The organism is Euzebya tangerina (assembly GCF_003074135.1).
Taxonomy (GTDB): Bacteria; Actinomycetota; Nitriliruptoria; order Euzebyales; family Euzebyaceae; genus Euzebya; species Euzebya tangerina.
In genome coordinates this window covers 1,840,186-1,866,421 of sequence record NZ_PPDK01000001.1, presented here as the reverse complement: position 1 = coordinate 1,866,421, position 26,236 = coordinate 1,840,186, and the positions used below count along the sequence as shown (strand labels likewise).

At 68.5% G+C, this 26,236-nt stretch carries 25 protein-coding genes and 1 pseudogene; 7 read left to right on the top strand and 19 right to left on the bottom strand.

The annotated features are described in order from the left end of the window. The first annotated feature begins 88 nt into the window (after window positions 1–88). On the top strand, window positions 89–310 hold the full coding sequence (locus tag C1746_RS08625) for a hypothetical protein (protein ID WP_162867550.1): 222 nt from the start codon (window positions 89–91) through the stop codon (window positions 308–310). 36 nt (window positions 311–346) lie between these two features. On the opposite strand, the gene ispF is transcribed toward C1746_RS08625, so the two are convergent. The 6 genes from ispF to C1746_RS08595 all read right to left on the bottom strand — a co-directional run bounded on the left by ispF (window position 347) and on the right by C1746_RS08595 (window position 6,108). After that, window positions 347–847: a 2-C-methyl-D-erythritol 2,4-cyclodiphosphate synthase gene (gene ispF, locus C1746_RS08620; protein WP_116714213.1), complete on the bottom strand. Its 501-nt coding sequence runs from the start codon at window positions 845–847 to the stop codon at window positions 347–349. A gap of 11 nt (window positions 848–858) precedes the next feature. Next, a complete protein-coding gene (locus C1746_RS08615; RefSeq protein WP_116714212.1) occupies window positions 859–1,971 on the bottom strand; it encodes a PIN/TRAM domain-containing protein in 1,113 nt (370 codons plus the stop codon). A gap of 94 nt (window positions 1,972–2,065) precedes the next feature. Then, window positions 2,066–2,548, bottom strand: a complete 483-nt coding sequence (locus tag C1746_RS08610) for a CarD family transcriptional regulator (protein ID WP_116714211.1) — start codon at window positions 2,546–2,548, stop codon at window positions 2,066–2,068. 270 nt (window positions 2,549–2,818) lie between these two features. Then, window positions 2,819–3,886, bottom strand: a complete 1,068-nt coding sequence (gene disA, locus C1746_RS08605) for a DNA integrity scanning diadenylate cyclase DisA (RefSeq protein WP_205711775.1) — start codon at window positions 3,884–3,886, stop codon at window positions 2,819–2,821. 76 nt (window positions 3,887–3,962) lie between these two features. Then, complete coding sequence (locus C1746_RS08600; RefSeq protein WP_162867549.1) at window positions 3,963–5,174, bottom strand: YihY/virulence factor BrkB family protein; 1,212 nt, start codon at window positions 5,172–5,174, stop codon at window positions 3,963–3,965. Next, window positions 5,158–6,108, bottom strand: a complete 951-nt coding sequence (locus C1746_RS08595) for an HhH-GPD family protein (RefSeq protein ID WP_116715631.1) — start codon at window positions 6,106–6,108, stop codon at window positions 5,158–5,160. Before C1746_RS08595 ends, C1746_RS08600 begins: the two co-directional genes overlap by 17 nt. Here C1746_RS08595 and C1746_RS08590 point away from each other — a divergent pair. After that, on the top strand, window positions 6,107–6,856 hold the full coding sequence (locus C1746_RS08590; RefSeq protein WP_162867548.1) for a dihydrofolate reductase family protein: 750 nt from the start codon (window positions 6,107–6,109) through the stop codon (window positions 6,854–6,856). The genes C1746_RS08595 and C1746_RS08590 overlap by 2 nt on opposite strands. Here the strand turns inward: C1746_RS08590 and nucS are convergent. Then, a complete protein-coding gene (nucS, locus tag C1746_RS08585) occupies window positions 6,853–7,512 on the bottom strand; it encodes an endonuclease NucS (protein WP_116714208.1) in 660 nt (219 codons plus the stop codon). The genes C1746_RS08590 and nucS overlap by 4 nt on opposite strands. Before the next feature lie 44 nt (window positions 7,513–7,556). Between nucS and C1746_RS08580 the strand changes: the two genes are divergently transcribed. After that, window positions 7,557–8,489: an aminoglycoside phosphotransferase family protein gene (locus tag C1746_RS08580; RefSeq protein WP_116714207.1), complete on the top strand. Its 933-nt coding sequence runs from the start codon at window positions 7,557–7,559 to the stop codon at window positions 8,487–8,489. 65 nt (window positions 8,490–8,554) lie between these two features. Next, a complete protein-coding gene (locus tag C1746_RS08575; RefSeq protein WP_162867547.1) occupies window positions 8,555–9,433 on the top strand; it encodes a hypothetical protein in 879 nt (292 codons plus the stop codon). Window positions 9,434–9,493: 60 nt separating this feature from the next. Here C1746_RS08575 and C1746_RS08570 read toward each other — a convergent pair whose 3' ends face one another. After that, a complete protein-coding gene (locus C1746_RS08570) occupies window positions 9,494–12,010 on the bottom strand; it encodes an ATP-dependent Clp protease ATP-binding subunit (protein ID WP_116714205.1) in 2,517 nt (838 codons plus the stop codon). Window positions 12,011–12,128: 118 nt separating this feature from the next. Here C1746_RS08570 and C1746_RS22725 point away from each other — a divergent pair. After that, window positions 12,129–12,275: pseudogene (locus C1746_RS22725) on the top strand (S4 domain-containing protein); the annotation flags it as partial. Window positions 12,276–12,324: 49 nt separating this feature from the next. On the opposite strand, the gene C1746_RS22720 reads toward C1746_RS22725, so the two are convergent. Then, window positions 12,325–13,434, bottom strand: coding sequence for a hypothetical protein (locus tag C1746_RS22720; RefSeq protein WP_240598865.1), 1,110 nt, complete (start codon window positions 13,432–13,434; stop codon window positions 12,325–12,327). Window positions 13,435–13,488: 54 nt separating this feature from the next. Between C1746_RS22720 and C1746_RS08560 the strand changes: the two genes are divergently transcribed. Next, a complete protein-coding gene (locus C1746_RS08560) occupies window positions 13,489–14,178 on the top strand; it encodes a TetR/AcrR family transcriptional regulator (RefSeq protein ID WP_116714203.1) in 690 nt (229 codons plus the stop codon). 31 nt (window positions 14,179–14,209) lie between these two features. Further along, entirely contained in the window at window positions 14,210–14,641 is a 432-nt protein-coding gene (locus C1746_RS08555) for a hypothetical protein (protein ID WP_116714202.1), read from the top strand. A gap of 86 nt (window positions 14,642–14,727) precedes the next feature. Here C1746_RS08555 and C1746_RS08550 read toward each other — a convergent pair whose 3' ends face one another. From C1746_RS08550 to C1746_RS08505, 10 genes are all read right to left on the bottom strand, one after another. Continuing rightward, window positions 14,728–15,204 carry a hypothetical protein gene (locus C1746_RS08550; RefSeq protein WP_116714201.1) on the bottom strand — a complete coding sequence of 159 codons (477 nt, stop codon included), beginning with the start codon at window positions 15,202–15,204 and terminating at the stop codon, window positions 14,728–14,730. Between the two features lie 72 nt (window positions 15,205–15,276). Beyond that, the gene (locus C1746_RS08545) at window positions 15,277–16,170 is read right to left on the bottom strand and encodes a hypothetical protein (RefSeq protein WP_116714200.1); all 894 of its coding nucleotides are present in this window, start codon (window positions 16,168–16,170) and stop codon (window positions 15,277–15,279) included. After that, entirely contained in the window at window positions 16,167–16,781 is a 615-nt protein-coding gene (locus C1746_RS08540) for a hypothetical protein (RefSeq protein WP_116714199.1), read from the bottom strand. The genes C1746_RS08545 and C1746_RS08540 overlap by 4 nt, the downstream gene beginning before the upstream one ends. Continuing rightward, on the bottom strand, window positions 16,778–18,478 hold the full coding sequence (locus C1746_RS08535; protein ID WP_116714198.1) for an ABC transporter ATP-binding protein: 1,701 nt from the start codon (window positions 18,476–18,478) through the stop codon (window positions 16,778–16,780). The genes C1746_RS08540 and C1746_RS08535 overlap by 4 nt, the downstream gene beginning before the upstream one ends. Next, the gene (locus tag C1746_RS08530; protein WP_205711774.1) at window positions 18,475–19,668 is read right to left on the bottom strand and encodes a P-loop NTPase family protein; all 1,194 of its coding nucleotides are present in this window, start codon (window positions 19,666–19,668) and stop codon (window positions 18,475–18,477) included. Before C1746_RS08530 ends, C1746_RS08535 begins: the two co-directional genes overlap by 4 nt. Window positions 19,669–19,777: 109 nt before the next feature. Further along, window positions 19,778–21,043 carry an RNA polymerase sigma factor gene (locus C1746_RS08525; protein WP_116714197.1) on the bottom strand — a complete coding sequence of 422 codons (1,266 nt, stop codon included), beginning with the start codon at window positions 21,041–21,043 and terminating at the stop codon, window positions 19,778–19,780. Between the two features lie 4 nt (window positions 21,044–21,047). Next, entirely contained in the window at window positions 21,048–21,383 is a 336-nt protein-coding gene (locus C1746_RS08520) for a YciI family protein (protein WP_116714196.1), read from the bottom strand. A 145-nt stretch (window positions 21,384–21,528) separates the two neighbouring features. Continuing rightward, window positions 21,529–23,088 carry a lysine--tRNA ligase gene (gene lysS / locus C1746_RS08515; RefSeq protein ID WP_116714195.1) on the bottom strand — a complete coding sequence of 520 codons (1,560 nt, stop codon included), beginning with the start codon at window positions 23,086–23,088 and terminating at the stop codon, window positions 21,529–21,531. A 71-nt stretch (window positions 23,089–23,159) separates the two neighbouring features. Continuing rightward, window positions 23,160–24,941, bottom strand: coding sequence for a hypothetical protein (locus C1746_RS08510; protein ID WP_116714194.1), 1,782 nt, complete (start codon window positions 24,939–24,941; stop codon window positions 23,160–23,162). Between the two features lie 49 nt (window positions 24,942–24,990). Then, window positions 24,991–26,151 (bottom strand): 6-phosphofructokinase, encoded by a 1,161-nt coding sequence (locus C1746_RS08505; protein WP_116714193.1) that lies wholly within the window; start codon window positions 26,149–26,151, stop codon window positions 24,991–24,993. Window positions 26,152–26,236: the final 85 nt, after the last annotated feature.

The following is a 26,236-nucleotide window of genomic DNA, read 5'->3' as shown; positions in this document are numbered from 1 at the left end:
CGTCGTAGCCTATTCCGGGCGGGATACGCAGTCAGGGCCGGCAGACCGGGCCGGCGCACGAGGACGCACCAGCGAAAGGGCAGTCAAGGTGACGCGCAGCAACGCCGATAGCGTCGGCATGGCCAACAACGCACCAACTCGCACCCTGTCCGAGGAGTTGCGCGCCCGCCGGGTGGCGGGCCAGTTGCAGCGGAAGCGCAACGGCACGACAACTCGCAACTACCACCGCTTCCGTCGCGTCCAGAGCATCGCGTTCTACGTGACGCTGGTCCTGATCGTGGCCGGGGTCGCCTCGCTCATGGTCTCGTGAGCGCCTCCTGACCACCTCCTGACCGCGGCGTGCTGATCAGTCGCTGACCAGCGAGGCGATGGCGAGGCAGGCCACGCCCTGACCACGACCGATGAATCCGAGCCGGTCGGTGGTGGTGGCCTTGATGGAGACCCTGCCCGCATCGACGTGCAGGAGTTCGGCGACGCGGTGCTGCATCGCGTCGCGGTGGGGCCCGAGCCGCGGCTTCTGGGCGATCACGGTGAGGTCGACGTTGCCGACCCGCAGCCCCGCCCGATCCAGCACGTCGAGCGCCTGGTCGACGAAGAGGGCGCTGTCCGCACCGGCCGTCTCGTCGCGGTCGACCCCGACGAGTGACCCGAGGTCCCCGGCTCCCGCCGCCCCGAGGAGCGCATCGACCAAGGCGTGCAGCACGACGTCGGCGTCGGAGTGACCGGCCAGCGCGAGCGGTCCATCGATCGTCACGCCGGCCAGCCGCAGCGGCCGCTCCAGCGCCCCGGGGTCCTCGACGTCGATGAACGCGTGCACGTCGACGCCCTGGCCGATGCGGATGTCCAACGCTCCGACCTCTAGCGCCGGCTTGCGCTGGACTGGGGTGTGTCGGGTACGGACCGGCTGCTCACGTTCGTCGCAAACAGCATTCGACCGTGGGAGTTCGACATGATGCTGGTGACCTCGGCCAGCACCTCACGCCCGACTGCCGTGGAAGCGGACTCGATCACCACCATGGTCCCGTCTGCCAGGAACCCGACGCCCTGCCCCGGTTCCCGTCCTCGCTTGACCACGGACACCTGGAGCTGGTCGCCTGGGACCACCGGCGGCCGCAGATTGTCCGCCAGCTCGTGCACGTTGCGGACGGCGATGCCCTGGACCTGCGCGACGCGGGCCAGATTGCCGTCCGTGGTGATCAGCGGGGTCCCGCGTTGCTTGGCGACGTGGAGCAGCTTGACGTCCACCTCCTCGCCGGGCGGCTCGTCCTCCAGCATCTCGACTGCGATCGAGGAGAGCAGCTGCAGCTCCGCAACGGTGTCGAGACCGCGCTGTCCGCGGCGACGGCGTTCTGGTTCCCCGGAGTCGGCAAGACCCTGCAGCTCGAGCAGGACGAAGGCGGGTACACAGAGAACACCGTCCACCCAGCCGTCGCGGCAGATGTCGACGATCCGCCCGTCGATCAGGACCGAGGTGTCCACCAGCTTGTAACCGCCACCCTGCGCACGCGAGCCGCTGGGGAGGCGGCCGCCGGCCCCCAGGAAGACCATCAGATCGCCGGCTCGAGCCCGTCCCAACCGCCACCCTGCCCAGGCCAATGTGATGATCACGATCGCGGCCATGGGGACGGTCAAGGTCTTCCCCCCGAAGAGCAGCACCGGCCACGTCACCCCCGTTGCCATGATGATCCCGACCAGTGCCCCGACCCCACCGGCCACGATCTCGCTGGTCGCGACTCGCTGGAACGATCGTTCGGTCTTGGTGATCCGAGTCTGTGCAAACCGACCGAGGATCCCACCGATCACATACCCGGCGCCGGCGCCGAGACCGGTCACGACCACGCGCGGGGACCCGTCGAGGTCGAGAGCTGTTGAGATCTCGAGGGCCGCGGCGGTCGCGAGGATCACGATCGCAAGACGGATCAGCTCGACAAAAGCGATACCGCCCGGCACGTCCGCGCTGTGGTTGCTCACAGCCCGAGCGTACCGGGCAACTCGTCACGCGGTTTTCGCCGCACTTCTGCTCGACGAACCGCGTGACCGGTGGGGGCTGACCCCTCTTTCGGGACTAGCTCTGGAGCACCTCGTCGAGGTAGGCCTCGGCCTCTTCGTCCTCCTTCTCGAGGGAGGCGGCGAGCTCTGACACCAGCACCTGACGGGCCTTCGACAGCATGCGCTTCTCCCCTGCCGACAGCCCCTTGTCCATCTCACGAAGGGAGAGGTCACGAACGACCTCAGACACCTTCATGATGTCCCCACCCTTCAGCTTCTCGTTGTTCGCCTTGAACCGCCGCGACCAGTTCGTCGGGACCTTCGCGCCACGCAGTCGCAGCACGTCGAGGACCTCTTCGATCTCCTGGTCATCGCAGACGTTCCGCAGCCCCACCTCATCCGTCTGATCAGCCGGAACCTTGATCGTCAGGTCACCGTAGGTGAGCCTCAGAACCAGATACGACCTCTCCTCCCCAAGCAGTTTGCGCGTCTCCTCGCGCTCGATCACGGCTGCTCCATGGTGCGGATACACAACGGTATCGCCAACGGAATAGGTCATATGTGGGTTCTCCTGTTGGAGTCGCTTGTATGGGTGACGCACACATCACGGCGAGTGATGGCGGAGCATGCCGGTGACGGAACGTCGGGGGGCCCTCCGCGACTAGTGCCGTCTGCGACTGTAACACATCTATGACGAGAACCCAAATGGGAAAGGGCAGGTCAGCGGCCTACGATGCCGCCTGCGGACGACGCAACCACCGGACCCATCCAGGGTGTTGCACAAGTGGCGTATGTGACACGCTGTCACGTTCTGTAGTGACCGCGACTGCTAGGCGTATCGCTCGAGGATGGACGACTCCGCGAGTCGGGCCAGACCCTCCTTGATGGAGCGGGCGCGGGCCTCACCGATCCCGTCGATGGTTCCCAGATCATCGATCGTCGCGTCCAGCAGCCGATCCAGCGACCCGAACTTGTCGACCAGCTTGTCGACGATCGTGGAGGGGAGGCGGGGGATGCGGCTGAGGAGTCGGTAGCCACGCGCGGCCACCGGACGCTCATCGCCCTGCTCGGCCGGGCTGTAGCCGAGCGCTGAGGCGACGTTGCCGGGCACCAGCAGATCGGCATCGTCCAACTCGGCGATGCGCTCCAGCACCTTGGAGTCCTTCCGACGTCGGTCAGCGATGTAGTCCTTGACGACCAACTCCCGCTCCCTGGCCACACCGTGCAGCAACTCGTCCAACTGCAGTTCCAGCAGCCGCCCCTCCGTGCCCAGTTCGGTGATCGCGTGGTCGATCTCCGCCGCGATGCGCGCCACCCGCTCTGCCCGCTGGAGAACGGCCACGACGTTCCCCAAGGTCACCACGTTCTCGATCTCCAGGGCAGAGAGGGCGGCTGACACCTCATCCAGTCGGTTGCGATAGCGCTCGAGCGTGGCCAGGGCCTGATTGGCCCGGAACATGATCTGGGCGAGGTCCTCCAAGACGTGCTTGTCCTGCCCGAAGTACAACGAGACGATCTGCATCGACTCGCTGACGCTGATGACCGGCGTTCCAGTCTGCTTCGCGACCCGATCCGCGGTGCGGTGTCGGGTCCCCGTCTCCTCGGTCTCGACGGAGGAGTCCGGAACGAGGTGGACGTTGGCGAAGAGGATGTTCTCGCACGCGTCGTCCAGGAGGATGGCCCCGTCCATCTTGGCGACCTCCGACAGTTGCTGCGCGGTGACCTTGGCCTTCAGCTGGAACCCGCCGGAGCGCATCTCCTCCATCTGCTTGTCGTAGCCGAGGACGATGATCGCACCCTTGCCCGCCTTGATGATGCGCTCGATGCCCTCCCGAAGGACCGTCCCCGGTGCGACGAGCTGGAGCATCTCCAACATCGACGCATCACTCTCCGGCACCGCAACTCCTCTCGTGGCTCGATCTCATCTTATGCAGCGACGCCGCGAACGGCCCAGCCGATGCGGCCTGCCCGATTCAGTCACGCATCCGGCCCCACAGCGCTGCCGCGATGCTGGCACCGCTGGTCTTCCTCGCTGCGCCCATCAGGACCGCCGGGCTGGGCGCGGCAGCGCCGGTATCGACCTGGTCAGGGTCGGCTTCGTCCTCCGATCGCGTGGCGGGCCGGCTGGCCGCCATCAGCTCCGGATGGCGCGGCATGTCCGGTGAGACGTCATCCAGCGTCGGAGCGTCCCGTGGCGCGGCCGGCAGACTTCCGACCATCTCGGATTCGGACCCCGGAATGGCCGTCAGCGACCGCTCGATGCGTCGTTGCTCGATGAACTTCTCCAACTCGGAGTCGAGTTCGGCGCCCATCAGCAGCACGATGAAGGAGTAGTTGAGCCAGATCAGCAGCACGACGATCCCCGCGACGGCTCCGTAGGTCGCGTTGTAGCTTCCTGCCGTCCGAACGTAGAGGCTGAAGAGGTAGCTCAGCACCAGCCACCCGATCACACCGGAGACGGCCCCGGGGCTGAGGAACCGCAGCTTGGGTCGCTCGCGATCCGGTCCGTACCAGAACGCGAAGCCGAAGAACCCCATCAGGATCAGGACGGCGGCCACGAAGCGGCCAAGGGTGATCAGGATGTTCAGCGGCGACTCGATGATGTTGGCGGGCAGCACCAACTCGAGCAGGCTCGGGCCGAGCACGATCGCGACGAACATGCCAGCGAGTGCGAGCACGAGCGCGCCGATGACCGCCAGCGAGGCGAACCGCTGGCCGATGAAGCCGCGGTTCTCCTCGACGTCGTAGGCCACGTTCAGCGCCTTGATGAGTTGGACGGCTGCGCTGCTGGCGGCGAACAGACCGGCCCCGATCGAGATCAGCAGCGCGGAGAGACCCTGGTCCTGCAGGCTCGCGATGGCATCTTGAACGGTGTTGGACACGAAGTCCTGCGCCGACTCGCCGGGCACGATGCTGTTAGCCGAGGAGACCAACTCCTCGATGTCGGCGGTGGAGATGACTTGGGCGCCGATGGCGATGGCGGCGATCAGCGCCGGAACCAGGGAGAGGACGATCCGGAGCGTGACCGAGGCGCTGAGCGTCGCCACCTGATCGGAGGCGAACTGCTTCCCCGTCGATTTCAGGACGGTCTTCCAGTTCTCCTTGCCGATCTTCCAGAAGGACTCCTCCTGCGCGGCTCGATCTGTCGCGGCTTCGTCCTGCTCGGCCTCATCGGTCGTGGACATCGAGTGTTCCCTTCGCCAGGTCGCCGGACCAGCCCGGGAGGGCGAATCCGCCGGGGATCGTATCGGCCAGGCCATCCCGGACGAGGCCGTCGAGCAGGGCTGGACCGTGGTCACCCGCAAGCTCGGTTGCCGTCTTGGTCGAGATCGCTCCCCGGCGGAGGGCATCGATGATGCGGCCGCGGGCCTGTCGTCGAGAGCCCTCGAATCGGCCTTGCGCGGTCGGCTTGTGCGCCCCGCGCGCCGCTGGATCCGGGCTCGGGCCGCCACGCCAGCCACAGTGGTCGCGAAGCGGGCAGATCCCACAGTCGGGGCCCTTCGCGGTGCAGATCGCTGCTCCCAGATCCATGAGAGCGGCCGGCAGCGAGCCCTGCTCAGGCGCGGTGGCCAGGTCGTCAGCCAGTTGCTGGGCGGCGGGGCGGGTGAGGACCCGGCCGGTCACTCGCGCCAGGATGCGAGCGATGTTGGTGTCCACGGGCACGACGGGATGGTCGAACGCGAAGGCCAGCACGGCCCGGGCGGTGTACGGGCCGACGCCCGGGAGCGCCAGCAGCGCTTGGAGGTCGTCCGGCACCCGCCCGTCGTGGTCGGCGACGATGGCTTGGGCGGCTCGTTGCAGATTGACCGCGCGCCGGTTGTACCCCAGGCCCTGCCAGGCGTCGATCACGTCGGCTGTTGCGGCGGCCGCCAGCGTGGCTGGGTCGGGGAACCGCGCCATGAAGGCGGTCCAGCCCGAGGCGGCCCGCTCGGCTTGGGTCTGCTGGGCCATGATCTCACTGACCAGCACGCCGAACGGCGTGGTGCCCTCGCGGAAGGCAAGCCGCCGGGCTGTGGGGTCGTGCCAGGCCAGCAACGGGCTCGCGATGGCGGCAACTCCCGCGGAGTCGACCGACTCCGAGGTGCCACGAGGCGCGTCAGCGGGGAGGGTTGCGGACATGCGTCGTCTCTACCCGAACCGGCCCGGCATCGACCCCTCCACCGCAGTGGACGTCTATGAGGCGTACCGACCCGAAGATCCCCTGGCCCCACTGGTCCGCATCAACATGGTCTCCGCGCTCGACGGTCGGGTGGTCGGAGATGACGGGGTCAGCGGGACCTTGGGCGGTGACGGTGACGGCCAGGCCTTCTTCGCCATGCGCCACAACGCCGACGGCGTGGTGGCCGGGGCAGGCACGGTCCGCGCCGAGGGGTACGGGCCGATGAGAGTCCGGGACGGCTGGGGTGAGCGGAGGCGCGCCGACGGGCGTCACGGCCCTGCGTCGATCGTGATCGTGACGCGCAGCCTGGATCTGGACCTCGAGTCGAGGGTGTTCACCGAGGCCGTGGCCCCGACCATCGTCTTGACGACGACCGATGCGCCGACGGAACGGGTCGCCGCCGTCGAGGACGCCGGCGGGCTCGTCGTCGCGGCCGGTGAGGGCGACGTGAACCTGACCGCCGGCTTCGAGCAGTTGCGATCGGACCACGGCTTGGCCCATCTGCTGGTCGAGGGCGGGCCCAACCTCAACGGCCAGATCCTCACGGCTGGGCTGGCCGACGAGGTGTGCGTGACCCTGGCCCCGGCGCTGGCTGGAGGCGACGACGGCAAGCGGATCGTGGACGGGCTGACCGAACGACGCGACGTGACCCTGGCCCAGGTGCTGGAGGCCGACGGGGAACTCCTGCTCACCTACCGCTGTGGCTAGAACAGCTTGAGCACGTCGGACTCGATGCCGCGCAGCTCGTCATAGTCGACCTCCACGCACTCGATACCGCGGGACTCGGCCAGGACGCGCGCCTGGGGCTTGATGACCTGGGCGGCGAACATCCCGCGCACGGGCCGCAGCATCGGGTCGCGATCCATCCGCTCCAGGTAGCGCGTCAGCTGCTCGACGCCGTCGATCTCTCCGCGACGCTTGATCTCCACGGCGATGGCCGTGCCGTCGCCGTCCCTGAGCAGCAGGTCGACGGGGCCGATGTCGGTCGGGAACTCGCGGCGCACCAGGGACAGGTCATCGCCAAGGGCGGCTGTGTTGGCCGCCAGGAGCTCTTGGAGATGGGCCTCGACGCCGTCCTTGGTCAGTCCCGGATCCTCACCGAGTTCGGTGGTCGACTGCCAGATGACCTCGTGGAGGGTGATCGTCAGCGACTCCCCCTTCTTGGACGTGACGACCCACCGTCCCTCCTCCTCCACCAGCGTGTTCGGGGCGTTCATCCAGTTGAGGGGCTTGTAGGCCCCGCCGTCCGCGTGGATGGCGACACACCCGTCGGCCTTGACCATGATCAGGCGCTTGGCCTCGGGGAGATGTGCGGTCAGGCGGCCGTCGTAGTCGACGGTGCAGCGGGCGACGAGCAGACGCATCGCAGGGAGGGTACGCGCCCAGGCGGGTCGGGTACCGCTGGGCCATGGTCGAAGCCGTGCCGAGCGATGTCCGGATCACCGCGGACCTGGTCCGGGCGCTGCTGAAAGACCAGCATCCTGACCTGGCCGAGCTCCCGATCGAGCTGATCGACAGCGGGTGGGATCACGTCATGGCGCGGCTTGGGCGGGACCTCTGTGTGCGGCTGCCCCGGCGGGCGCTCGGCGCCGGGATGATCGGGAACGAACAATCGTTCCTGGCCGCATACGGAGCCGAGCTCCCACTTCCCGTCCCGGTCCCGCTGCGCACGGGCGAGCCGACGACGGCGTACCCGTACCGCTGGTCGGTGGTGCCCTGGTTGCCGGGTCTGCCGGCCACCGTGGCACCCCCAACAGACCAGCATCAGACCGCTGCCATGCTGGGCCGCTTCCTGGGCGCCCTGCACCGGCCGGCACCGGCAGACGCGCCACACAACCCGTATCGGGGCGTCCCGCTGGCCGATCGGGTCAGCCAGTCGACGGGCGACGGATCCCTGGGAACGATCGAGGAGCGACTCGCCCGCGCCTGCCCGGAGCTCCACCTCGACCGGGGCAGCCTGGAGCACGTCGTGGACCAGGCGCTCGCAGCCCCACGCTGGTCCGGGCGACCAGTGTGGTGCCACGGGGATCTCCACCCGCGCAACCTGCTGGTCGACGACGGGGTCATCAACGCCGTCATCGACTTCTCCGACGTCTGCGGTGGCGACCCGGCGGTTGACGCCATCGTCGCTTGGCTGCTGTTGGACCCTGAGGTGCACGGTGTCCTCCGCCACCAGACCCACTCGATGGACGACCACACGTGGGCCCGCGGGATGGGCTGGGCGGTTCACCTCTCACTGACGATCTACCTGGGCTCGGACGATCCCGCCTTCCGGGCGACTGCGGCCGAGGCGCTGCGCCGTCTCAGCTCGTCAGGAGCGCTGCTGACGCACGGCGGGTGACGGCCAGCGGATGAAGGGAAGAAGTACCCAACGAAAACCCGCGTTCATGTCGGCAGAGTGGTCGGATGATCCGACGCGCAGTCGCCATCTGCCTACCCCTCGTGCTCGTGCTGACCGCCTGCGGCAGTGGTGATGACACCCCCGTCACGGAGCAGACCGATCCGGCGACAGTGGCCTCGGCATCAGCCACCCCGAAGCCGGCTGAGCCGACCTTAGCGAACCCGGCACCAGCCGACGCCACGCCGTCATCAGCGCCGGAGGGGTCGCCTGCCCCGGCCGTCCAGGTCGACAGCGATGTGGTGCGGACCGACGTCTGCACCGCCCAGCTCCGCGTGGAGGTCGCCATCACCGCGATGGGCCGGGGCGACGACACCACCCTCGCCTCCGTACTGGTCGACAATGCCGACGCGGCTGCGACCGATCTGTCGGCGGCCATCGCCAAGTCCACCGAGATCCAGGTCAGGCCCGACGGGCCGCTCGAGACCGCTCTCGGCGCTCTGGGCATGCTGGACCTACCGGAGGGCGAGCCCGTCCGACAGGCCGACGCCGGCGCGTACGAGACGGTCACCACCGAGCTCCAGCCACTGGTGGATCTGCTCTCTGAGTCCTACTGCGCGAATCGGGATGGCAACGAGAGCAGCTTCTGCGAGGCCGTGGAGCAGGTCGCCGTCATCGCCGAGGGTGAGCCGGCCACACCTGAGGAGTTCCGCACGACCTTCGACGAACTCCTCGAGTCGGCGAGGGCCGCAGCGGCCGCCGCCCCTGACCGCCGTCGCGCGCTCCTGCTGGAGTGGGTCACGCAGGGCACGCAGACCCTCGGTGCGCTGGGCGAGCGGGCGAACTTCGACATCGCGGCGGTCGAGCCCGCCGCAGCGGAGGTCGAGCAGGTCTACCCGGAGTTCGTCCGTGTGAGCAACGACCTCCCCGCTCTCTGCGACCGCTGAGCCTCCGGACACAGGCCGGCCCGGGCCGTGGGGCCCGGGCCGGTCGGATCAGCGGAGCGTCTACTCCTCGGCGTCCCCGGATGCGCTGACCATCTCCATCGGCGGCACCTCCGGGGCGTCCACCGCGCGGAAGACGACCTTGTCGTCCTCGATGTCGACAACGATGAGCTGGTTGGCTGTGAAGTCGCCGTAGAGCAGCTTCTCGGACAGCGCGTCCTCGATCTCCCGCTGGATGGTCCGGCGCAGCGGCCGGGCACCCAACGTCGGGTCGAAGCCCTTCTTCGACAGCCAGACCTTGGCGTCGTCGGTCAGCTCGATGTCCAGTGCCTTGGACTTCAGCTGCTCCTTCACGCGCTTCATCATCATGTCGACGATGGTCTGGACCTGCGGCTGCGTCAGCGGGTGGAAGACGATGGTCTCGTCGATCCGGTTCAGGAACTCGGGGCGGAAGTGGCGCTTCAGCTCATCATCGACCTGGGATTGCATCCGCTCGAAGTGGCTGGTCTCATCCTGCACACCGAAGCCGGTGGCGGTCTTGCCCAGCTCCCGGGTTCCCAGGTTCGAGGTCATGATCAGCACCGTGTTCTTGAAGTCCACGGCCTTGCCCTGGGAGTCGGTCAGACGACCGTCCTCCAGGATCTGCAGGAGCGAGTTGAACACGTCCGGGTGGGCCTTCTCGACCTCGTCGAACAGCACCACGGAGAAGGGACGACGGCGGACCGCCTCGGTCAGCTGACCGCCCTCCTCGTACCCGACGTAGCCCGGGGGGGACCCGATCAGGCGGCTGACGGTGTGCTTCTCCATGTACTCGGACATGTCGAGGTGGATCAAGGCGTCCTCGTCGCCGAAGAGGAACTCGGCCAGGGTCTTCGCGAGCTCGGTCTTCCCGACGCCGGAGGGGCCGAGGAAGATGAACGAGCCGGCCGGACGCTTGGGGTCCTTAAGACCGGAGCGGGTCCGGCGGATGGACTTGGAGACGGCCTGGATGGCCTCCTCCTGCCCGACGATGCGCTTGTGGAGCTCGGTCTCCATGCGCAGCAGCTTCTGGGTCTCCTCCTCCGTCAGCTTGAAGACGGGGATGCCGGTCCAGTTGGACAGCACCTCGGCGATGTCCTCCTCGTCCAGGGTCAGGACGGAGTCCATGCCGTCGGACTTCCACTCCTTCTCCCGAGCGGCCTTGCGCTCGAGCAGCTTCTTCTCGTCGTCCCGGAGCTTCGCAGCCTTCTCGAAGTCCTGGTCGTCGATGGCCTGCTCCTTCTGCTTGCGGACCCGGTTGGCCTCGTCCTCGAGGTCCTGGAGGTCCGGCGGAGCGGTCAGGCGGCGGATGCGGAGGCGGGAGCCCGCCTCATCGATGAGGTCGATGGCCTTGTCCGGCAGGAAGCGGTCGGCGATGTAGCGGTCGGCCAGGTTCGCGGCGGCAACGAGTGCCGCGTCGGTGATGGTGACGCGGTGGTGGGCCTCGTACCGGTCACGGAGGCCCTTGAGGATCTCGATCGTGTGCGGGATCGAGGGCTGCTCGACGGTGATGGGCTGGAAGCGGCGCTCGAGGGCGGCGTCCTTCTCCAGGTACTTCCGGTACTCCTCGGTGGTGGTGGCACCGATGGTCTGCAGCTCACCACGGGCCAGCATGGGCTTGAGGATCGAGGCGGCGTCGATCGCTCCCTCTGCGGCACCGGCTCCGACCAGGGTGTGCAGCTCGTCGATGAACAGGATGATGTCACCGCGGGTGGTGATCTCCTTCAGCACCTTCTTGAGGCGCTCCTCGAAGTCACCGCGGTACCGGGACCCGGCGACGAGGGCGCCGAGATCGAGGGTGTAGAGCTGCTTGTCCTTGAGCGTCTCGGGGATGGTCCCGCCGACGATCATCTGGGCCAGGCCCTCCACGATCGCGGTCTTGCCAACACCAGGTTCGCCGATCAGGACCGGGTTGTTCTTGGTCCGGCGAGACAGGACCTGCATGACCCGTTCGATCTCGCGCTTCCGCCCGATGACCGGGTCGAGCTTGCCTTCGCGAGCGTGCTGGGTGAGGTTGCGCCCGAACTGGTCCAGCACCGCCGACCCCTTGGTCTCGGAGTCGCCGGAGCCCCCGGAGACGCCGGCCTTCTGGCTCGACCCGGAGCTGGAGGAACCCTCGGAGCCCGCGTACCCGCTCAGCAGCTGGATGACCTGCTGGCGCACGCGGTTGAGGTCGGCGCCAAGCTTCTGGAGGACCTGGGCGGCGACACCCTCGCCTTCACGGATCAGACCGAGCAGGATGTGTTCGGTGCCGATGTAGTTGTGCCCGAGCTGGAGCGCCTCACGGAGCGAGAGCTCGAGGACCTTCTTCGCGCGGGGGGTGAAGGGGATGTGGCCGGCGGGTGCTGTCTGACCCTGGCCGATGATCTCCTCGACTTGTTCGCGCACACCCTCCAGCGAGATCCCGAGCGACTCGAGGGCCTTGGCGGCGACACCCTCTCCCTCGTGGATCAGGCCGAGCAGGATGTGCTCGGTGCCGATGTAGTTGTGGTTGAGCATCCGAGCTTCTTCTTGGGCGAGTACGACCACTCGCCGGGCTCGGTCTGTGAAGCGTTCGAACACGGGTTGCCTCCTTCGAGGCGGCTTGGAGAAAGCTGAAGGGACCTCTCCTGTATCGTCACTGCGAGGGGTCCAGTTGAGAGTTCCAAACTACCTCCGTCCGCAACCGCGGGCAGGCAGGATGGAGCCTGTGGAGACCACTCGTGTGGACAAATGGCTCTGGTCCATCCGCCTGTACAAGACCCGGACGGCGGCTGGCCAGGCCTGTCGTGCCGGGCACGTCTCCGTCAACGGTGCCAAGGCCAAGCCCTCCTCGCCGGTCCGGGTCGGTGATCGGGTGGATGCCCGCGTCGGGCAGTGGGCGCGCTCGGTGGAGGTCACCCGGGTGATCGATGCCCGCGTCGGCGCGAAGATCGCGGTGGAGTGCTACGTCGACCACTCGCCGCCCCCGCCCTCGCGCGATGTGGCGGACCTGATCGAGGGGGTTCGGGATCGCGGGGCAGGGCGTCCGACGAAGAAGGACCGTCGGGAGATGGAGCGACTTCGTGGGACTCGTCGGCGCTGACCGAGCGACCACGGGCCAGCGCCACGGCCACGCCGGCCGGCGCGAGGGCGAGGACCAGCAGCATCAGCAGCGTCAGTGAATCCGGCGCCACCACCGATTGGCCGCGCAGTGCCTGCACGAGTGACGTCGCCATCAGCCCCAGGTAGCCACCCGCGGCCCACCAGACCACCAGGCGTTGCCGCACCGCGTCGATCTGCAACCACCCACGGTCGGACAGTCGGCGCACCAGGAGTCCGATCAGCGGCAGTACCTGCAGGGCGTGCAGACCGATGAAGTGCACCACGCGGAGGTCACCGAACTCCGTGGACCACCCGAGCAGCCACAGGCCTGGACCACCGTCCGGGCCACCCACGGCGTGAGCGCCCAACACGCCACCGTCAGCCAGCTGGTCGGGGCGTGGCGCGGTCATCGTGAACCCCAGGGTCGCTCCCACGGCCATCAGCCCCACACCGATCGTCATGCCGAGGCCCACGGGTCCTGACAGTCGTCGTCGGGCCAGGACGAGCCCCGCGACCACGGCGACGACGCTGAAGATGCCGACCCCGGCCCCCATGAGCGAGAAGACGGCGCCGTCGAAGGCGGTGGTGAAGTTGAAGTGCGAGGCGACGCCGCGTGCAGCCTGCAGGGTGATCAGGACGATCTCGAGGATCATCGAGAGGCCGATCACCTCCAGGGCGACGCGGACGGTTCGGGTGCGCTCGACGCGGTCGAAGATCCACAGCAGGGCCGGTGAGAAGGCGAGGAACGACAGCGCGAACTTCAGGGGCTTCGCCCAGGCCGAGACGCCACCCACCACGGTGTCATCGACCAGTCCGAGCAGGATCGCCGAGGGTGCGAGCACGAGGTTGAGCGCGAACAGGACCGTGATGGCGGGACTGACCGCCCAGGCCCGCCTGGCGAGTGGGCGGAGTGGTGCGAGCACGAGAGGTCCTTTGGTAAACGGCGTTAACTAACCCTCAGGCTAACATCGTTAACCATGGTGTCAACGTCGAAACGCGATCCCCTGTCCGTCGAGCTCCTGACGACGACGGCACGCGACCTGCTGGTGGAGGGCGGCCCCGACGCTGTGGTTGTGCGCGAGGTCGCACGCCGCCTGGCCGTGACCGCACCGGCGCTGTACAAGCACGTCGCCGGGAGAGACGGCCTGCTCACCGAGTTGATCGCGGCCCTGCTGCGGGAGCTCACGGCACGGTGTGCGGCTGCCGCTGCCGGTGTGGAAGACCCTCTGGCTCGGCTTCGCGCCGCAGGTGCGGCGTTCCGGGACTGGGCGCTGGCCAACCCCTCGGAGTTCGGGCTGCTCTACGGGACGCCGATCATCGGCTACGAGGCGCCACAGGACGGTCCCACGACCACGGCGTCCCGCGAACTCGGCCACCTGTTCACGCGCATCTTCGTGGAACTGGACGCCGCGGGCCGCATCCTCGTGGACGACCTCGAGTTCCTGCCGACGTCGCTGCGCACATCGCTGGAGCAGCGTGCGGCGGCTGGTCCCGGAGACGTGACCGCCGTGCAGCTCTACGCCACCGCGGTCGGCTGGCAGCGCCTCCTCGGCCTGGTGTCCGTTGAGGTGGCCGGCCACCTCGGGTGGGCCTTCGATGAGCCGGCTGAATTCGCGGCCTGGCAGTTGCACTACCTGATGCCGGACCTGATCGACGCTCGCCGCTGATCCTGCTCCCACGTTGCCCCATGGTGGTCACATGACCGATCTTCCGACGACCGACCAACTCGTCCTCCGCAATCGCGACATGGCCTGGCAGCTCCCGGCCGCCGCGGCTGTCATGTTCGCTGTCTCCGGCATCCTCGGCCTCGTCCAGGGCAGTGCGGCGCTCGGCGGCATGCTGCCCCTGTGCGTTGTCTTCGGCGTGGTGGCGAACAACGCTCGTGCCAAGCGCGTCCGCATCGATGGGGATGGCGTCCACGACGGCAGCACGACGACGACGTGGGACAGCCTGGCTGCGCTCAGAGTCCGTCGGAAGTCCGGGGACACGATCATCGAGGGTGTTGATGTCGACGGCGGGCGCACGCAGCTGTTCACGACGAACCTGACTCCCGTCGACGATGAGCGAGACCCGGTCGAGGTCGTCGTAGCCCACGCGGTCGCCGCCGACCTCGAGGTCTCCGAGACGTAGGGGACCGATGCCGCGGATGAGGGGACCGTGCTGGTCGCGCGGTGAGGCTCCGAACAGCGGGTGGCAGCGACCGCCGGGCGGTCGGCTCAGCCCTCGCCGTCCAGTTCGCAGGCGGCGAAGTAGGCCTCCATCGTCTCCACGTCCTCGCCGTACTCGGCTTCGAGATCGGTGAACACCTCGTCCGGAACCTGCTCGTTGTCGTAGCCCACTGCTGCGGCCGCGGCATCGAGCTCTCCGAAGAAGGCCCGTGCCCCGGCGAGCGTGTCTTCTGTCCCGGCCGGGGCGAGATCCTGCGCCTCGGCGAACGCCTGGTCGATGGTGACGAAGGAGCTCTCGAGCGCCTCCGGGCCGTCAGACCCCGCGGATACGGTGTCGAGGATGGTTGCGATCTGCTCGCAGAAGCCCGGCGTCACCTCGATCTCGGGAACCTCGGCGTCGGAGAGATCGACCTCGTCCGCCAGGTCCAACCCATCGCCCCCATCGCCCGAGTCAGCCGAACCCGTGCACGCCGCCACGAACAGCAGCAAGACGAGGAGCAAGGACGAACGGAGTCTGGTGGCCATGGCCACCAGAGTGACCTCGATGTGGCCGCGGTGTGCGCATTCATCGGCGGGGACGGCATCGGTTGAGCCGCGTCACGATCGCGGTGCACGGGGCGCGACGGCGAACCCGACGTAGGGAACGCCGGAGAGCTGATAGCGGAACGTGATCTGCATGATGGCCTTGATGCCGACGTGCATCCCGAAGGCCGCAAGGGACCACAGTCGGCCGAGCCGTCGATTCACGAGGGCCAGTGGCGCGCCCAGCTCGGCCAGCAACGAACCAGTCGCAAAGGCCGACCACAGCCATGGCCGCCGGTCCACGAACGCGACGAACGGGGTGGCCTTCTTGTCCTGGTCAGGCCGCAGCATCGCCTTGCGGACACCGTCCACGGCGACCTGTGAGCGGAGGTGGTCGCCGGTGGCCCAGCGCAGCCCAAGCGGGCCCGTCAGCTTGGCGGTCCCACTCACCAGGTACACGGCGGCTGTGACGGCGTTGACGGTCTGGATGGGCCAGCCGTACTGCCCGCTCGGTTGGGTGACCGCCGGCGTGCCGCGGCGCCTGGCCAGCCACCCGTCGACGGACAGGCCATCCGCGGCAGGCGAGAGGCCGAGGACGACCAGATGGAGGACTGCCAGGTTGTCGGTGTGGAACACCATCGACCAGGAGTTGCGGTAGGTCAGCGTCCACCAGGACAGCGCGGCGCTGGCCGGACCGGTGACGCGATGGGCCACCCCCAGGGCGGCCAGCGCCGTGGCGGCATAGTTGGCGGCCGTGGTCGCCTTGATCAGCGACGGTGGAAGCGGGCCCGGCAATGATCGGGTGATCCCGACGCCCTCGAAGTTCCGCGGGTCACCCGACGCCGTCTTGGTGATCAGCTTCCAGCGCTTCGCCAGGTACCACAGCATCCACCCGTTGGTGGCGATGCGCACCAGAGCCAGCGCCTGCGGAGTTGCGGGCCGGAAGCACCAGCGGAGGAGGAACTTCACGGGGCTGACCTCGGGCGTGCGACGGGACCCGTGTCTCCAGCGCCCTCAGCTCGAGCCGCGGGTCGACGCCGAGGAGGAGCCGGCGTCGACGGTGGGCAGTTGCCCGATGGCTGCAGATCGGGCGCCACGTCGTCGCCGGGCCGGCCGGGGACGACGGCGAAGCCGCGCACCTCCTCGAGGTGGCACTCCAGCGGCGCATCATCGAAGTACTGGGCGAGGAGGAACCGCCCTCTGACGAACTCCACGGCGACGACATCGAGATGGAGGTCACGACGGGCGATTCGACGGGCGACCCGGGACGCCACCTTCCGTGCCCGCGTTCGCCGCCGCGCGGCGGCCGCCAGCTGCTTGCGCTCCTGGTTCATGCCTCCACGGGCGGCCAGGCGGGAGTCCAGTGGCACGAACGTCCCATCTGCACGAACCCCGCGAACGAACGACAGGCCGATGTCGTGGCCACGACGGGCCGAGAACATCGGGTAGTGAGAGAACGGGAAGCTGTCGCGGGGTGCGGCCCTGAACTGGTTGGCGATCGGCGCGAGCACCGCGCCCACGACGGTGACGATGACGGTCAGGGCACCTCGCTCCGACCTGATCGGTCCGATCCCGTTCACGCCGAGACCAGCTCGCCGGACTCGAGCTCGGGTGTCCGTTCGACCCCGAACAGTGCAGCCGTGGCCGTTCCGGGCTTGAGCAGCTGGTCGGGAGGACCTTGCTCAACCAGGCGACCGTCGGCGAGGTGCCAGAGGTCATCGGCAGCCATGGCCCGCTCCAGTCGATGGGTGATAATCAGAGCAGGGCCGATGTGCGGGGTGAGCACCGCGTCGATCAAGTCGGCCGTCGCGCTGTCGAGATTTGCGTCGGCCTCGTCCAGGAGGAGCACCCGGGGAGCTGTGAGGATCGCCCTCCCCAGCATGATCCGCTGTCGTTGTCCCGAGGACAGGTTTGCGCCGCCCTCCGAGATCCTGAAGTCCAGCCCGCCGTCCAACTCCTCGATCAGCGGACCCAGCCCACAGCGCTCGATCGTCCTCTGCAGCACTGCGTCATCGACGTCCTTGTCGCGATAGGTGAGGTTGCGGCGAAGGCTCCCCTTCATGAGCGGCAGGTCCGGGCCAGCCATCCCCACCGCGGCGCGGACGTCTGCCAGCGAGACCTCCGCCAGGTCGACGTCCTCGAAGAGGACACGACCGGCATCGAGGTCGACCAGACGGCCGATCATCGCAAGGAGGGTGGACTTCCCGGCGCCGTTCGGCCCCACCACGGCAACGGTCCGTCCCGGCTCGGCGGTGGCCGTGACCTCACGGACCACCCCGTGTGACGCCGCGACGAGCCTGATCCGGCCGGGGCCCTGTGGCAGCGAGATGGGCTCCTCAGGTTCGGTCAGCATCGCGGGACGATCCAAGAACCGTTGGATGGCGTCGACCGCGACCTGCTGGCGCTGCCGGTACTCCTGGACCCGTGCGAGTCCGCGGAGTTGGGGCACGAGCAACCCGACGACGGTCATTCCGGCGGCAACCTCTGGCGCGGGGATTCGAAAGTGGAGCGCAGCCAGCAGCAGCAGGGCGGTGGCTGCGGATCCCGTTGCCTCCGCGATCGCCGTGAGGCGGCCCAGCCGCCGAGCCCGGTCGATCATCGCCGATCGCAGCCGTCGGCTTCTCTTGCCCACCCGGCGACGTTCGCGGTTCACGGCGTTGCTGGACTGGACCACTCCGACCGCCCCTATCGTCTCGGTCACCGTGCCGGCCAGCTTCGAACGCTGCCGCCGTGCCCTCCGATCGGCCTCCCGCAACGACGGGCCCTGGACGATGGCGCCGATCCCGCCGAGCAGCGCGGCCGCACCGGTCGCAGTGGCGAGCAGCGGGTCGACGACGGAGAGCGCGGCCAGCGTCCCGACGATCATCGTCGTGGCGACCGCCAGCCGGGACAGGCCCAAGCTGACCCACTTCCTGACAGCGCTCAAGTCACCGACGAACCGAAGGGCAGTCGAGCCCTGACTGCGCCGCGACACCGCTCGCGGGGACATGGCCGTGAGCCGGCGGAACAGGTGCATTCGCAGCTCGTGCACGTAGCTCTGGCCCAACCGTTCGGCGTCGACTCGTTCCCTGGCACGCAGGATCGCGCTGAGGGCGGCGGCACCGGCGAGCACCCCAGCCACGGACGCGATGTCGCCCGCGCTGTTCGGCTGGCCGAAGCGAGTGAAGGCGTGTTCGACGGCGAAGGCGGCCACGATCGCCGACAGCGCCTGGCCGAAGCCGTTGGCGATGAGGAGGACGAACGTGACGCCGCGTCTGTCTCGGAACAGCGGGATCATGAGACGGCCCGCACGCTCGTCTCCTCCCGGACGGCGGTGTCCGCCTCGACCGCGAGCTGATGTGCCCGTGAGGTGCGGAGTCTGCGAGCGGGCGCCGCGGCTGGCGCCATCATCGGAAGCGAGGACGGTTCGAGGCGTGCCCGGCAGGCGGCGCCGTCGACCAGGTCGTGGTCGGCTGTCCACAGCTGCTCCAGGTCGAGGACCGGCACGTCGAGCTCCCCCTGCGCTTCGCGGATGGCCAGCGGCGAGGCGGTCAGCAGACCGGACACCGCACGGACCGGCAGGTCCATGCCTTGGAGCAGCTGCACACCGGCCTGGGCGCCGATGGCGTCGCCGGCAGCGAAGACAAGGGCGTCACAGCGGTCTCGGAGTGCAGGGTCGTCGAGCAGGTCTCGGGTCTCGTCGAAGAACAACCCGTCTGCGATCTCGATGACGGCCACGTCGATGCCGACGGCGTACAGCTCGTCGGTCAGCGTCACGAACGAGTCCACGATCCGGTCGTGGCTCATCAGGTAGGTGGAGGCCATGCCGACAGCAGTGAAGTCCATGACCGGACGTGCGCCCGCGTCTCGCATGAGCCAGACGTCGCCACCCGCGCCGGTGCCGGTCACCTTCGCGGCTCCCACATCCAGGCCGCCGCCGACCAGGCCGCGAATCATGCCAGCGGCTGCGGTGGTCTTGCCGGAGTCCATGGACGTCCCGCACACGACGACCGTGTGGGGTCGATCCGTGGGCACGGGGACGAGTCCGGCTGGGGCCGAGCTCGGGATGCGGTGCTGCTCCAGGTTGATCTTTCGGCCCAAGTCGTCGCACGCGAAGCCGATGACGTCGATCACCGTCGGGGCGTCCTTCGCGGCGTGCCAGGACAGGGCCGTTGCGGCAACGCCGCCGGCCGCGACGAGGTCACAGATCCCGAGTCCTTCGGGGACCACGGCCTCGTACTGGGCGGGCGCGTAGCGGTTGGCGAAGCAGACCATGATCTCGTCCCCCGGAAACAGCGTCTGCCGTCGACCATCCGGAGCCTCGAGACGGGTGTGCTGTCCCACCTCGAGGACCCGTGCTACGACGACGTCTCCCGACTCGGGGGTGCCCTGGTGGCGTACACCTGCAATCCGCTCCTGCGGGACCATGCGTGTGGTGTAGCTGCGCTTGAGCTGGTCTGCTCGAGCGGGGCTGAGTGGTGTGAACATCACGTGTGTCTCCTCATCGAGTACCGGCCTCCGGCCGCGTGTCAGGTGCTATGGACTGTGTCCGGCGGGCCTGAAGACACGATTAGGGCACGATGAGAAGACGTTCATCTCACTTCAGCGAAGCCAGACGGTTGCTGAGATGCCGACGCTCCACCTCGTTGTCCGTCAACGCCAGAGCACGTGCGAACGCCGCCCTTGCGGTGTCGACGTCCCCCACGTCGAGCGAGAACTCCGCCAGGGCGGCGTGGAAGAGGTGGTAGGTGTCCAACTCCCCCCGCAGGTCGTCCAGCCTGGCCAGGGCGGCTGCGCCACCGTCTGCCTTTCCGACCGCAACGGCGTGGTTCAGGCGGATGACCGGTGAGGGGTCCAGCGCCTCGAGCGCACCGTAGAGCCCGACGATCTGCGTCCAGTCCGTCTGCTCGGCCGTCGTCGCCTCGACGTGGACGGCTTGGATGGCCGCCTGGAGCTGGTACGGGCCGGGACGACCACGGCGGAGCGCCCGTTCCAGCATGGCAAGTCCGTCCTCGATCTCGGTGGTGTGCCACCGGCGCCGATCCTGTTCTCCCAGCAGCAGCATGCGCAGGCCGACCTGACGGGCGTCGCGACGCGCATGCGTGAGGATCATGAGGGCGAGCAGGCCGGAGACCTCGGGCTCCTCGGGCATCAGGCGTCGGACCAGACTGGTGAGGCGGATCGCCTCTGCGGCGGTGTCGAGGTCCACCAGCTGCGCACCGTCGCGGGAGACGTAGCCCTGGTTGAAGATGAGGTACAGGACGTGGAGGACGGACGCCAGACGGTCCGGGAGCTCGTGGTCGTCGGGGAGGCGAAACGGGGTCCCCTCAGCGGCGATTCGGGCCTTCGCACGCGTGATCCTGGCCGCCATCGTGGCGGTCTTGACCATGAAGGCAGCGGCGATCTGCACGGTCGACAGGCCGGCGACGAGCCGGAGCGTCAACGCGATCTGGGCCTGGGCGTCCAGCGCCGGGTGGCAGCACAGGAACGCCAGTCGCAGCCGATCGTCGGCGATGGTCTCGACGGGGCCGAAGGTGTCGGTGTCCTGCTGGCGCCGATCCAGCTCGACAGCCATCTCCGCGGTCTTGGTCTCCAGGCGACCGGCACGGCGGAGTGTGTCGATCGCCCGATTGCGGGCCGTGGTCAGGATCCAGCCGCCCGGATTGTCCGGGACGCCCGCCCCCCAGGTCGCGAGGGCCCGGATGTATGCCTCCTGGACGCTCTCCTCGGCCAGCGTCAGATCACCGAAGCTGCGAATGAGCGAGCTGACCGCCCGCCCCTCGTCCTCGCGGAAGGCCCGCTCGACGGCCCGGGCAACCGCCTGGGCCGCCGCTGACGTGGCCGGGTCGGGGTAGAGGGGCAAGCCCCTACCCGAAGGCCATGACCGGTCGGACCTCGACCGAGACGTACGGCGGCATCTTCAGGGCCCACTCGATGGCAGCGTCCTCGTCGGCGACATCGAGCACGTAGAAGCCGCCGATGACCTCCTTGGTCTCGGCGAACGGCCCATCCGTCACCACGCCGGTGCGGACGTCGGCGACCTTGGCGGTCTCGACGCCGTGCAGTGCCTCGCCAGCCACATACACACCCGCCTCCTCCGCGATCCGGTTGTACTCGAACCAGGCGTTCATGCGGGTCTGGCCCTCCTCCTCAGTGGCGGGCTCGTCTTCGTGGGTGGATGTGATCAACAACATGTAGTTCATCGGTGGTCCCTCTTCTCGGGTGGCTCCGGAGGACACCGGACGTGTCCCCTCACCTGTGCCGACGATGAGCCAAGCACCGATTCGACAGTGCTGTCGAAGATTTGTCGCGCGGGGGCGGTCGTGGGTGTGGGAGGTCGGCGGGCGCTCAGGCCTCGGGACGGAGTGTCGGAAAGAGGATGACGTCGCGGATCGTCTCCACGCCGGCCAGCAGCATCACCAGCCGGTCGACGCCGATGCCCAGACCGCCCGTCGGCGGCAGCCCGTACTCGAGGGCACGCAGGTAGTCCTCGTCCACCACCATGGCCTCGTCATCGCCGGCCGCCTTGGCCGTGGCCTGGGCCTCGAAGCGATCGCGCTGGTCAGCCGGGTCGGCAAGTTCGGAGAAGCCGTTGGCGATCTCGCGGCCAGCGATCAGCAACTCGAAGCGTTCCGTGATGTGCGGTTGGCTGCGGTGGGCGTGTGCGAGCGGGGAGGTCTCGATCGGGTGCTCGGTGACGAACGTGGGGTCCCACAGCGTGTGTTCGACCAGCTTCTCGTAGAGCTCGACGATCAGCTTCTGGACACCGTGCCCCTCCTCCCAGGGGACGTCGTGGTCGTCGCACAGATCGCGAACATCACCGAGGTGGCTGTCGTAGGAGAGCGTCGCCTCGCCCGTCCCCTCTCGAGCCAGATCCAGGAGCGGACGTCGGATGAAGTCGCCGCTCAGGTCGATATCGCGACCGGCGTGGGTGAGAACCTCCGAGCCCGTGGCCTCGCTCGCGGCGCGCTGGACCAACGCCTGGGTCATGGCCATGACCTGCTCGTGGTCGGCGTAGGCCTGGTAGGTCTCGAGCATCGTGAACTCGGGGTTGTGCCGGGGCGAGAGTCCCTCGTTGCGAAAGACCCGTCCCATCTCGAAGACCCGGTCCATGCCGCCCACGATGAGCCGCTTGAGGTACAGCTCTGGCGCGATCCGCAGGTACAGATCGACGTCGAGTGCGTTGTGGTGGGTGATGAATGGCTTGGCGACCGCCCCGCCGGGAATCGGGTGCAGGACCGGCGTCTCCACTTCGACGAAGCCGCGTTCGACGAGCTCGCTGCGGAACGCCTGCATGGTGGCGCTGCGGACGGCGAACGCGCGCCGGGTGTCCTCGTTGACGATCAGGTCGACGTAGCGCTGGCGGTACCGCGTGTCGGTGTCGGACAGGCCGTGCCACTTGTCGGGCAGCGGTCGAATGGACTTGGCGAGGATGCCTGCGCTGTCAGCCATGACGCTCAGCTCGCCGCGCCGTGAGCGGATGACCCGTCCGGTCACGGTGACCCAGTCGCCCGTGTCCAAGCGGTCGACGGTGGCCATCACCCCCTCCCCCGCCACGGCCTTGGAGACCATGGCCTGCAGGTCGGTCCCGCGCTCTCGCAGGACCAGGAAGGCGAGCTTTCCCATGCCACGCCGCATGACCAGTCGGCCGGCCACGGTGACGACGTGATCGGTCTCCTCACCGGCCTCGAGCTGGTCCTGGTACTGGGCGGCGATGTCGGCCAGGGTGTCGGTGATCTCGATTCCGACGGGGTACGGCTCGACGCCGTCGGCACGCCACTGCTCGGCCTTGGCCCGTCGTTCGTCCATGAGGGTGGCCAGGTGGCCGGAGTCGGCCGAGCCGTCGTCCCCCGGCGCGGCGGAATCGTGCTGGTCGGCCGGCGGTCGCTGGCCGCTGTCGCTGCTCATGTCCTCGCAGGCTACGGCCTGTCCTCGAGATTGCGAGTCGATCCTGGCCTGGCCCCTCAGACGGAGTGAGGTCAGCCGATGGCGGCGCGGGCGGTGGTCAGGTCGGGGCCGATCCCGACGCGGACGGTGTCGCCGTTGCAGCTGACCGCGCCCCAGAAGCCATCGTCGGTCTGCTGGGTCAGGGTCTCGTCGTCCTGGAGATCCCCGGTCTCACCGCTCCCGCCTGCCCGGAGGCCCCACCACTCCGTCACGGGATCACACAGGCCTCCGCCCGCGAGCACGACCGCGACGGCGGAGTCCTCACCTGCCGTGGACAGCGTCACCTCACCACCCCGCCATGACTCGACGGCGCTGACCGGGTCTGACAGGGACAGCGCTTCGTCCGTGGCCGGGGCGCCGAACAACCAGCTCAACTGGGCGGCCCCGAACGAGCGCCGGGTGACCTCGTCGAAGCCGTCGGGGATCGGGGCCTGCGGCACGTCGACCAGGCCGGTCACACCGGTGGGGAAGAGCACCTCGTGGGAGGTTGCGGGCGGCTGGGCGATCAGCGCGTTGACGGCGTCCCAGCCGCCGACCGCGTACTGGCTGCAGATGTACGTCGCGCCCTCGACGTAGGGGAAGGTCAGGCTCTCGCGGAGGTAGAAGGGCACCTCGTCAAGACCCTGGTCCAGCCCGTCCAGGTCACCGAGCAGGCTGAAGGGGTCGAGCGCGGAGGTCTGGAACCGTGACTGGAGGGCCACAGCGCTGCCCTCGACCATCGAGAGCGCCGCCAGCGCACCGTCCTCGTCATCGCCGAAGCCCTCGAGGTCTGGGAGGCCGATGGTCGAGTCGACCAAGGCGTGCTCGAACTCGTGTGCCAGGGTGATCAGCCCGATGCCACCGAGCGGATCGTCGCCGCTCTCGGCCCGGACGACGAGCTCGCCGGTCTCGTCGTCGTAGTAACCCGCCACCTGGTCCCCGAGCAGGTCGGTCTGCAGTTGGATCAGATCGGTGCCCGTCGGGACCGCACCGAGCGCGCCGAGGATGCGCTGGTCGGCGTCTGCGGCTTCCTCGCTGTACGCCTCGGCGATCTCCTCGGCGAAGAACTCGCGGATCTCCTCAGCGGTCCTGATCGTGGGCGTGAACGGCTCCGGGAAGGTCTGGCCGCGCAGGGTCTGGACGATCTCGGCCACCTGCTCGAACTGACCCTCCAACGTGTCAGCGTCCACGTCGGGCAGGTCCTCGACGTCAGCCAGGCAGGCGTTGACGTCCGGCGCATCTTCGGCCGCGCCGAGCAGATCTTCGAGGCCACCCTCGCCGAGGAGGTCCTCAAGACCCCCCTCGCCGAACAGGTCCTCCAGGCCCTGTTCACCGAACAGCTCCTCCAAGTCCTCTGGGTCGAGCAAGTCCTCGAGTGGGTTCTCGCCACCGGGTGCGGCACCGCCGAAGAGGTCTTCCAGGGGGTTGTCGCCTGGCGCTCCTCCGGCTGCCAACTCCTCCTCCAACTCCCGGATCTGGGCCTGCTGATCGGCGGCCCGTTGCTCGGCGACTGCGAGGTCGGAGCGGGTGTCGGTCAGGTCGTCCCTGGTGTCGGAGAGACGGTCGGTCTGCACGACGGCGACCGTGCTGCTTGCGGCCAGAGCAACGACCAGGATGATGACCGCCAGCAGGAGCCACCTGGCCGTTCCTCGGCCATCCTCGCCACCGGTCGGCTCACGGCCTGGTGTCGAGGCACTCGTCGTCGTCCACGTATTGCCCGAGCTGGCGAAGGGGTTGGGACGGGAATCGGCCAGACTCGAGCCGGCCTCTCCGTAACCGGGAGGGCGACTCCCGTCTGGCGGCGGTCCGGACGGGCGGTTCGCTGGGTAGCTCACCACCCTGAGGCTATCTCGGTTCCGCCGCGCCACGGGCGGGCGGTGACGGTCAGTAGAGGAACATGGGCTTGCCGACGACCTGGCGCACCTTGGGGCGGTAGGCGTCCGCGTCGTAGAGCGCGTCGACATCCACGCGCTTGACCCCCTCACCCGTGACCGAGACCGGCACGTCGGTGTAGGTGCCGCTGCGCAGCGCGACCATCCGGCCGGTCGCGCCCTCAACCGCCAGGTCGGCCGCCATCACGGCGTAGTTCGTGGCCACCATGAGATCCAGCGAGTCCGGACTGCCCGAGCGCATGAGGTAGCCCAGCCGCTGCGAGATGATGTTCACGCCGGTGATCTGCTTGATGGCCTCGGCGGTGGTGTCGCCGATCCCGCCCAGCTTGCGGTGCCCGTAGTCGTCTGCCTCGCCCGAGAGGTGCACCTCACCCTCCAGCATCCGCGCGCCCTCGCTCACGGTGACCACCGCGTAGTTGGAGGGATTGGCATCTCGATCGTTCACGAGTTGGCCGGAGAGCTTCTCGACGTCGAAGGGGATCTCGGAGATCAACGCCCGGTCGGCGCCGGCCAGGTAGGCGGCGATGAGCGAGGTCTCGCCGCTATAGCGGCCGAACAGCTCGATGACGGCGATCCGCTCATGCGAGCCGGTGCTGGTCCGCAGCTGGTGGATGAACTGGACCGAGCGGGAGACGGCCGTGGAGAAGCCGATGCAGTAGTCCGTCCCGTGGACGTCGTTGTCCATCGTCTTCGGGATGGCCACGACCGGTACACCCTCGTTGTGCAGCCGGAGGCCGTAGGACAACGTGTCGTCGCCGCCGATCGGGATGAGGGCGTCGATCTTCAGGGCCTCGAGGACCGAGACCGCGTGGTCGGTGACGTCGATCGGGTCGTCGTTGTCCTGGTCCTCCGGGGCACGGTCGGCCAGGTGGGCTGGCAGGGCGGAGGGCTTGACCCGACTGGGGTTCGTCCGGGAGGTGTGCAGCGTGGTTCCGCCGGTGCGGTCGATGGTGCGAACGGCGTTGCGCGGCAGCGGTCGACTGATCGCCTTCAGCGTCTCGGGCTGGGCCGGGTCCCCGTCGACCAGCGAGGCCCAGCCTCGCCGCAGTCCGATCACCTCGTGCCCGTCGTCGATGACTCGCTCGACCACCGCCTTGATGCACGGGTTGAGCCCGGGTACGTCACCGCCGCCTGTCAGGATTCCGATCCGCATCGTCTCCGCCTTCTCTCACTCGAGGTCATCGCTGACCGCCTGGTCCGCGGGCACCATAGCCCGGACGCCGGTCGCGTGGAGGTCG

Coding starts and splice junctions, on each gene's coding strand:
- C1746_RS08610 (WP_116714211.1), bottom strand. CDS start 2,548: ATGACCTATTCCGTTGGCGATACCGTTGTGTATCCGCACCATGGAGCA.
- C1746_RS08595 (WP_116715631.1), bottom strand. CDS start 6,108: ATGTCCGCAACCCTCCCCGCTGACGCGCCTCGTGGCACCTCGGAGTCG.
- C1746_RS08560 (WP_116714203.1), top strand. CDS start 13,489: ATGGTGTCAACGTCGAAACGCGATCCCCTGTCCGTCGAGCTCCTGACG.
- C1746_RS08520 (WP_116714196.1), bottom strand. CDS start 21,383: ATGAACTACATGTTGTTGATCACATCCACCCACGAAGACGAGCCCGCC.
- C1746_RS08550 (WP_116714201.1), bottom strand. CDS start 15,204: ATGGCCACCAGACTCCGTTCGTCCTTGCTCCTCGTCTTGCTGCTGTTC.
- nucS (WP_116714208.1), bottom strand. CDS start 7,512: ATGCGTCTGCTCGTCGCCCGCTGCACCGTCGACTACGACGGCCGCCTG.
- lysS (WP_116714195.1), bottom strand. CDS start 23,088: ATGAGCAGCGACAGCGGCCAGCGACCGCCGGCCGACCAGCACGATTCC.
- C1746_RS08580 (WP_116714207.1), top strand. CDS start 7,557: ATGGTCGAAGCCGTGCCGAGCGATGTCCGGATCACCGCGGACCTGGTC.
- C1746_RS08555 (WP_116714202.1), top strand. CDS start 14,210: ATGACCGATCTTCCGACGACCGACCAACTCGTCCTCCGCAATCGCGAC.
- C1746_RS08535 (WP_116714198.1), bottom strand. CDS start 18,478: ATGATCCCGCTGTTCCGAGACAGACGCGGCGTCACGTTCGTCCTCCTC.
- C1746_RS08600 (WP_162867549.1), bottom strand. CDS start 5,174: ATGTCCACGACCGATGAGGCCGAGCAGGACGAAGCCGCGACAGATCGA.
- C1746_RS08575 (WP_162867547.1), top strand. CDS start 8,555: ATGATCCGACGCGCAGTCGCCATCTGCCTACCCCTCGTGCTCGTGCTG.
- C1746_RS08505 (WP_116714193.1), bottom strand. CDS start 26,151: ATGCGGATCGGAATCCTGACAGGCGGCGGTGACGTACCCGGGCTCAAC.
- C1746_RS08590 (WP_162867548.1), top strand. CDS start 6,107: ATGCGTCGTCTCTACCCGAACCGGCCCGGCATCGACCCCTCCACCGCA.
- C1746_RS08530 (WP_205711774.1), bottom strand. CDS start 19,668: ATGTTCACACCACTCAGCCCCGCTCGAGCAGACCAGCTCAAGCGCAGC.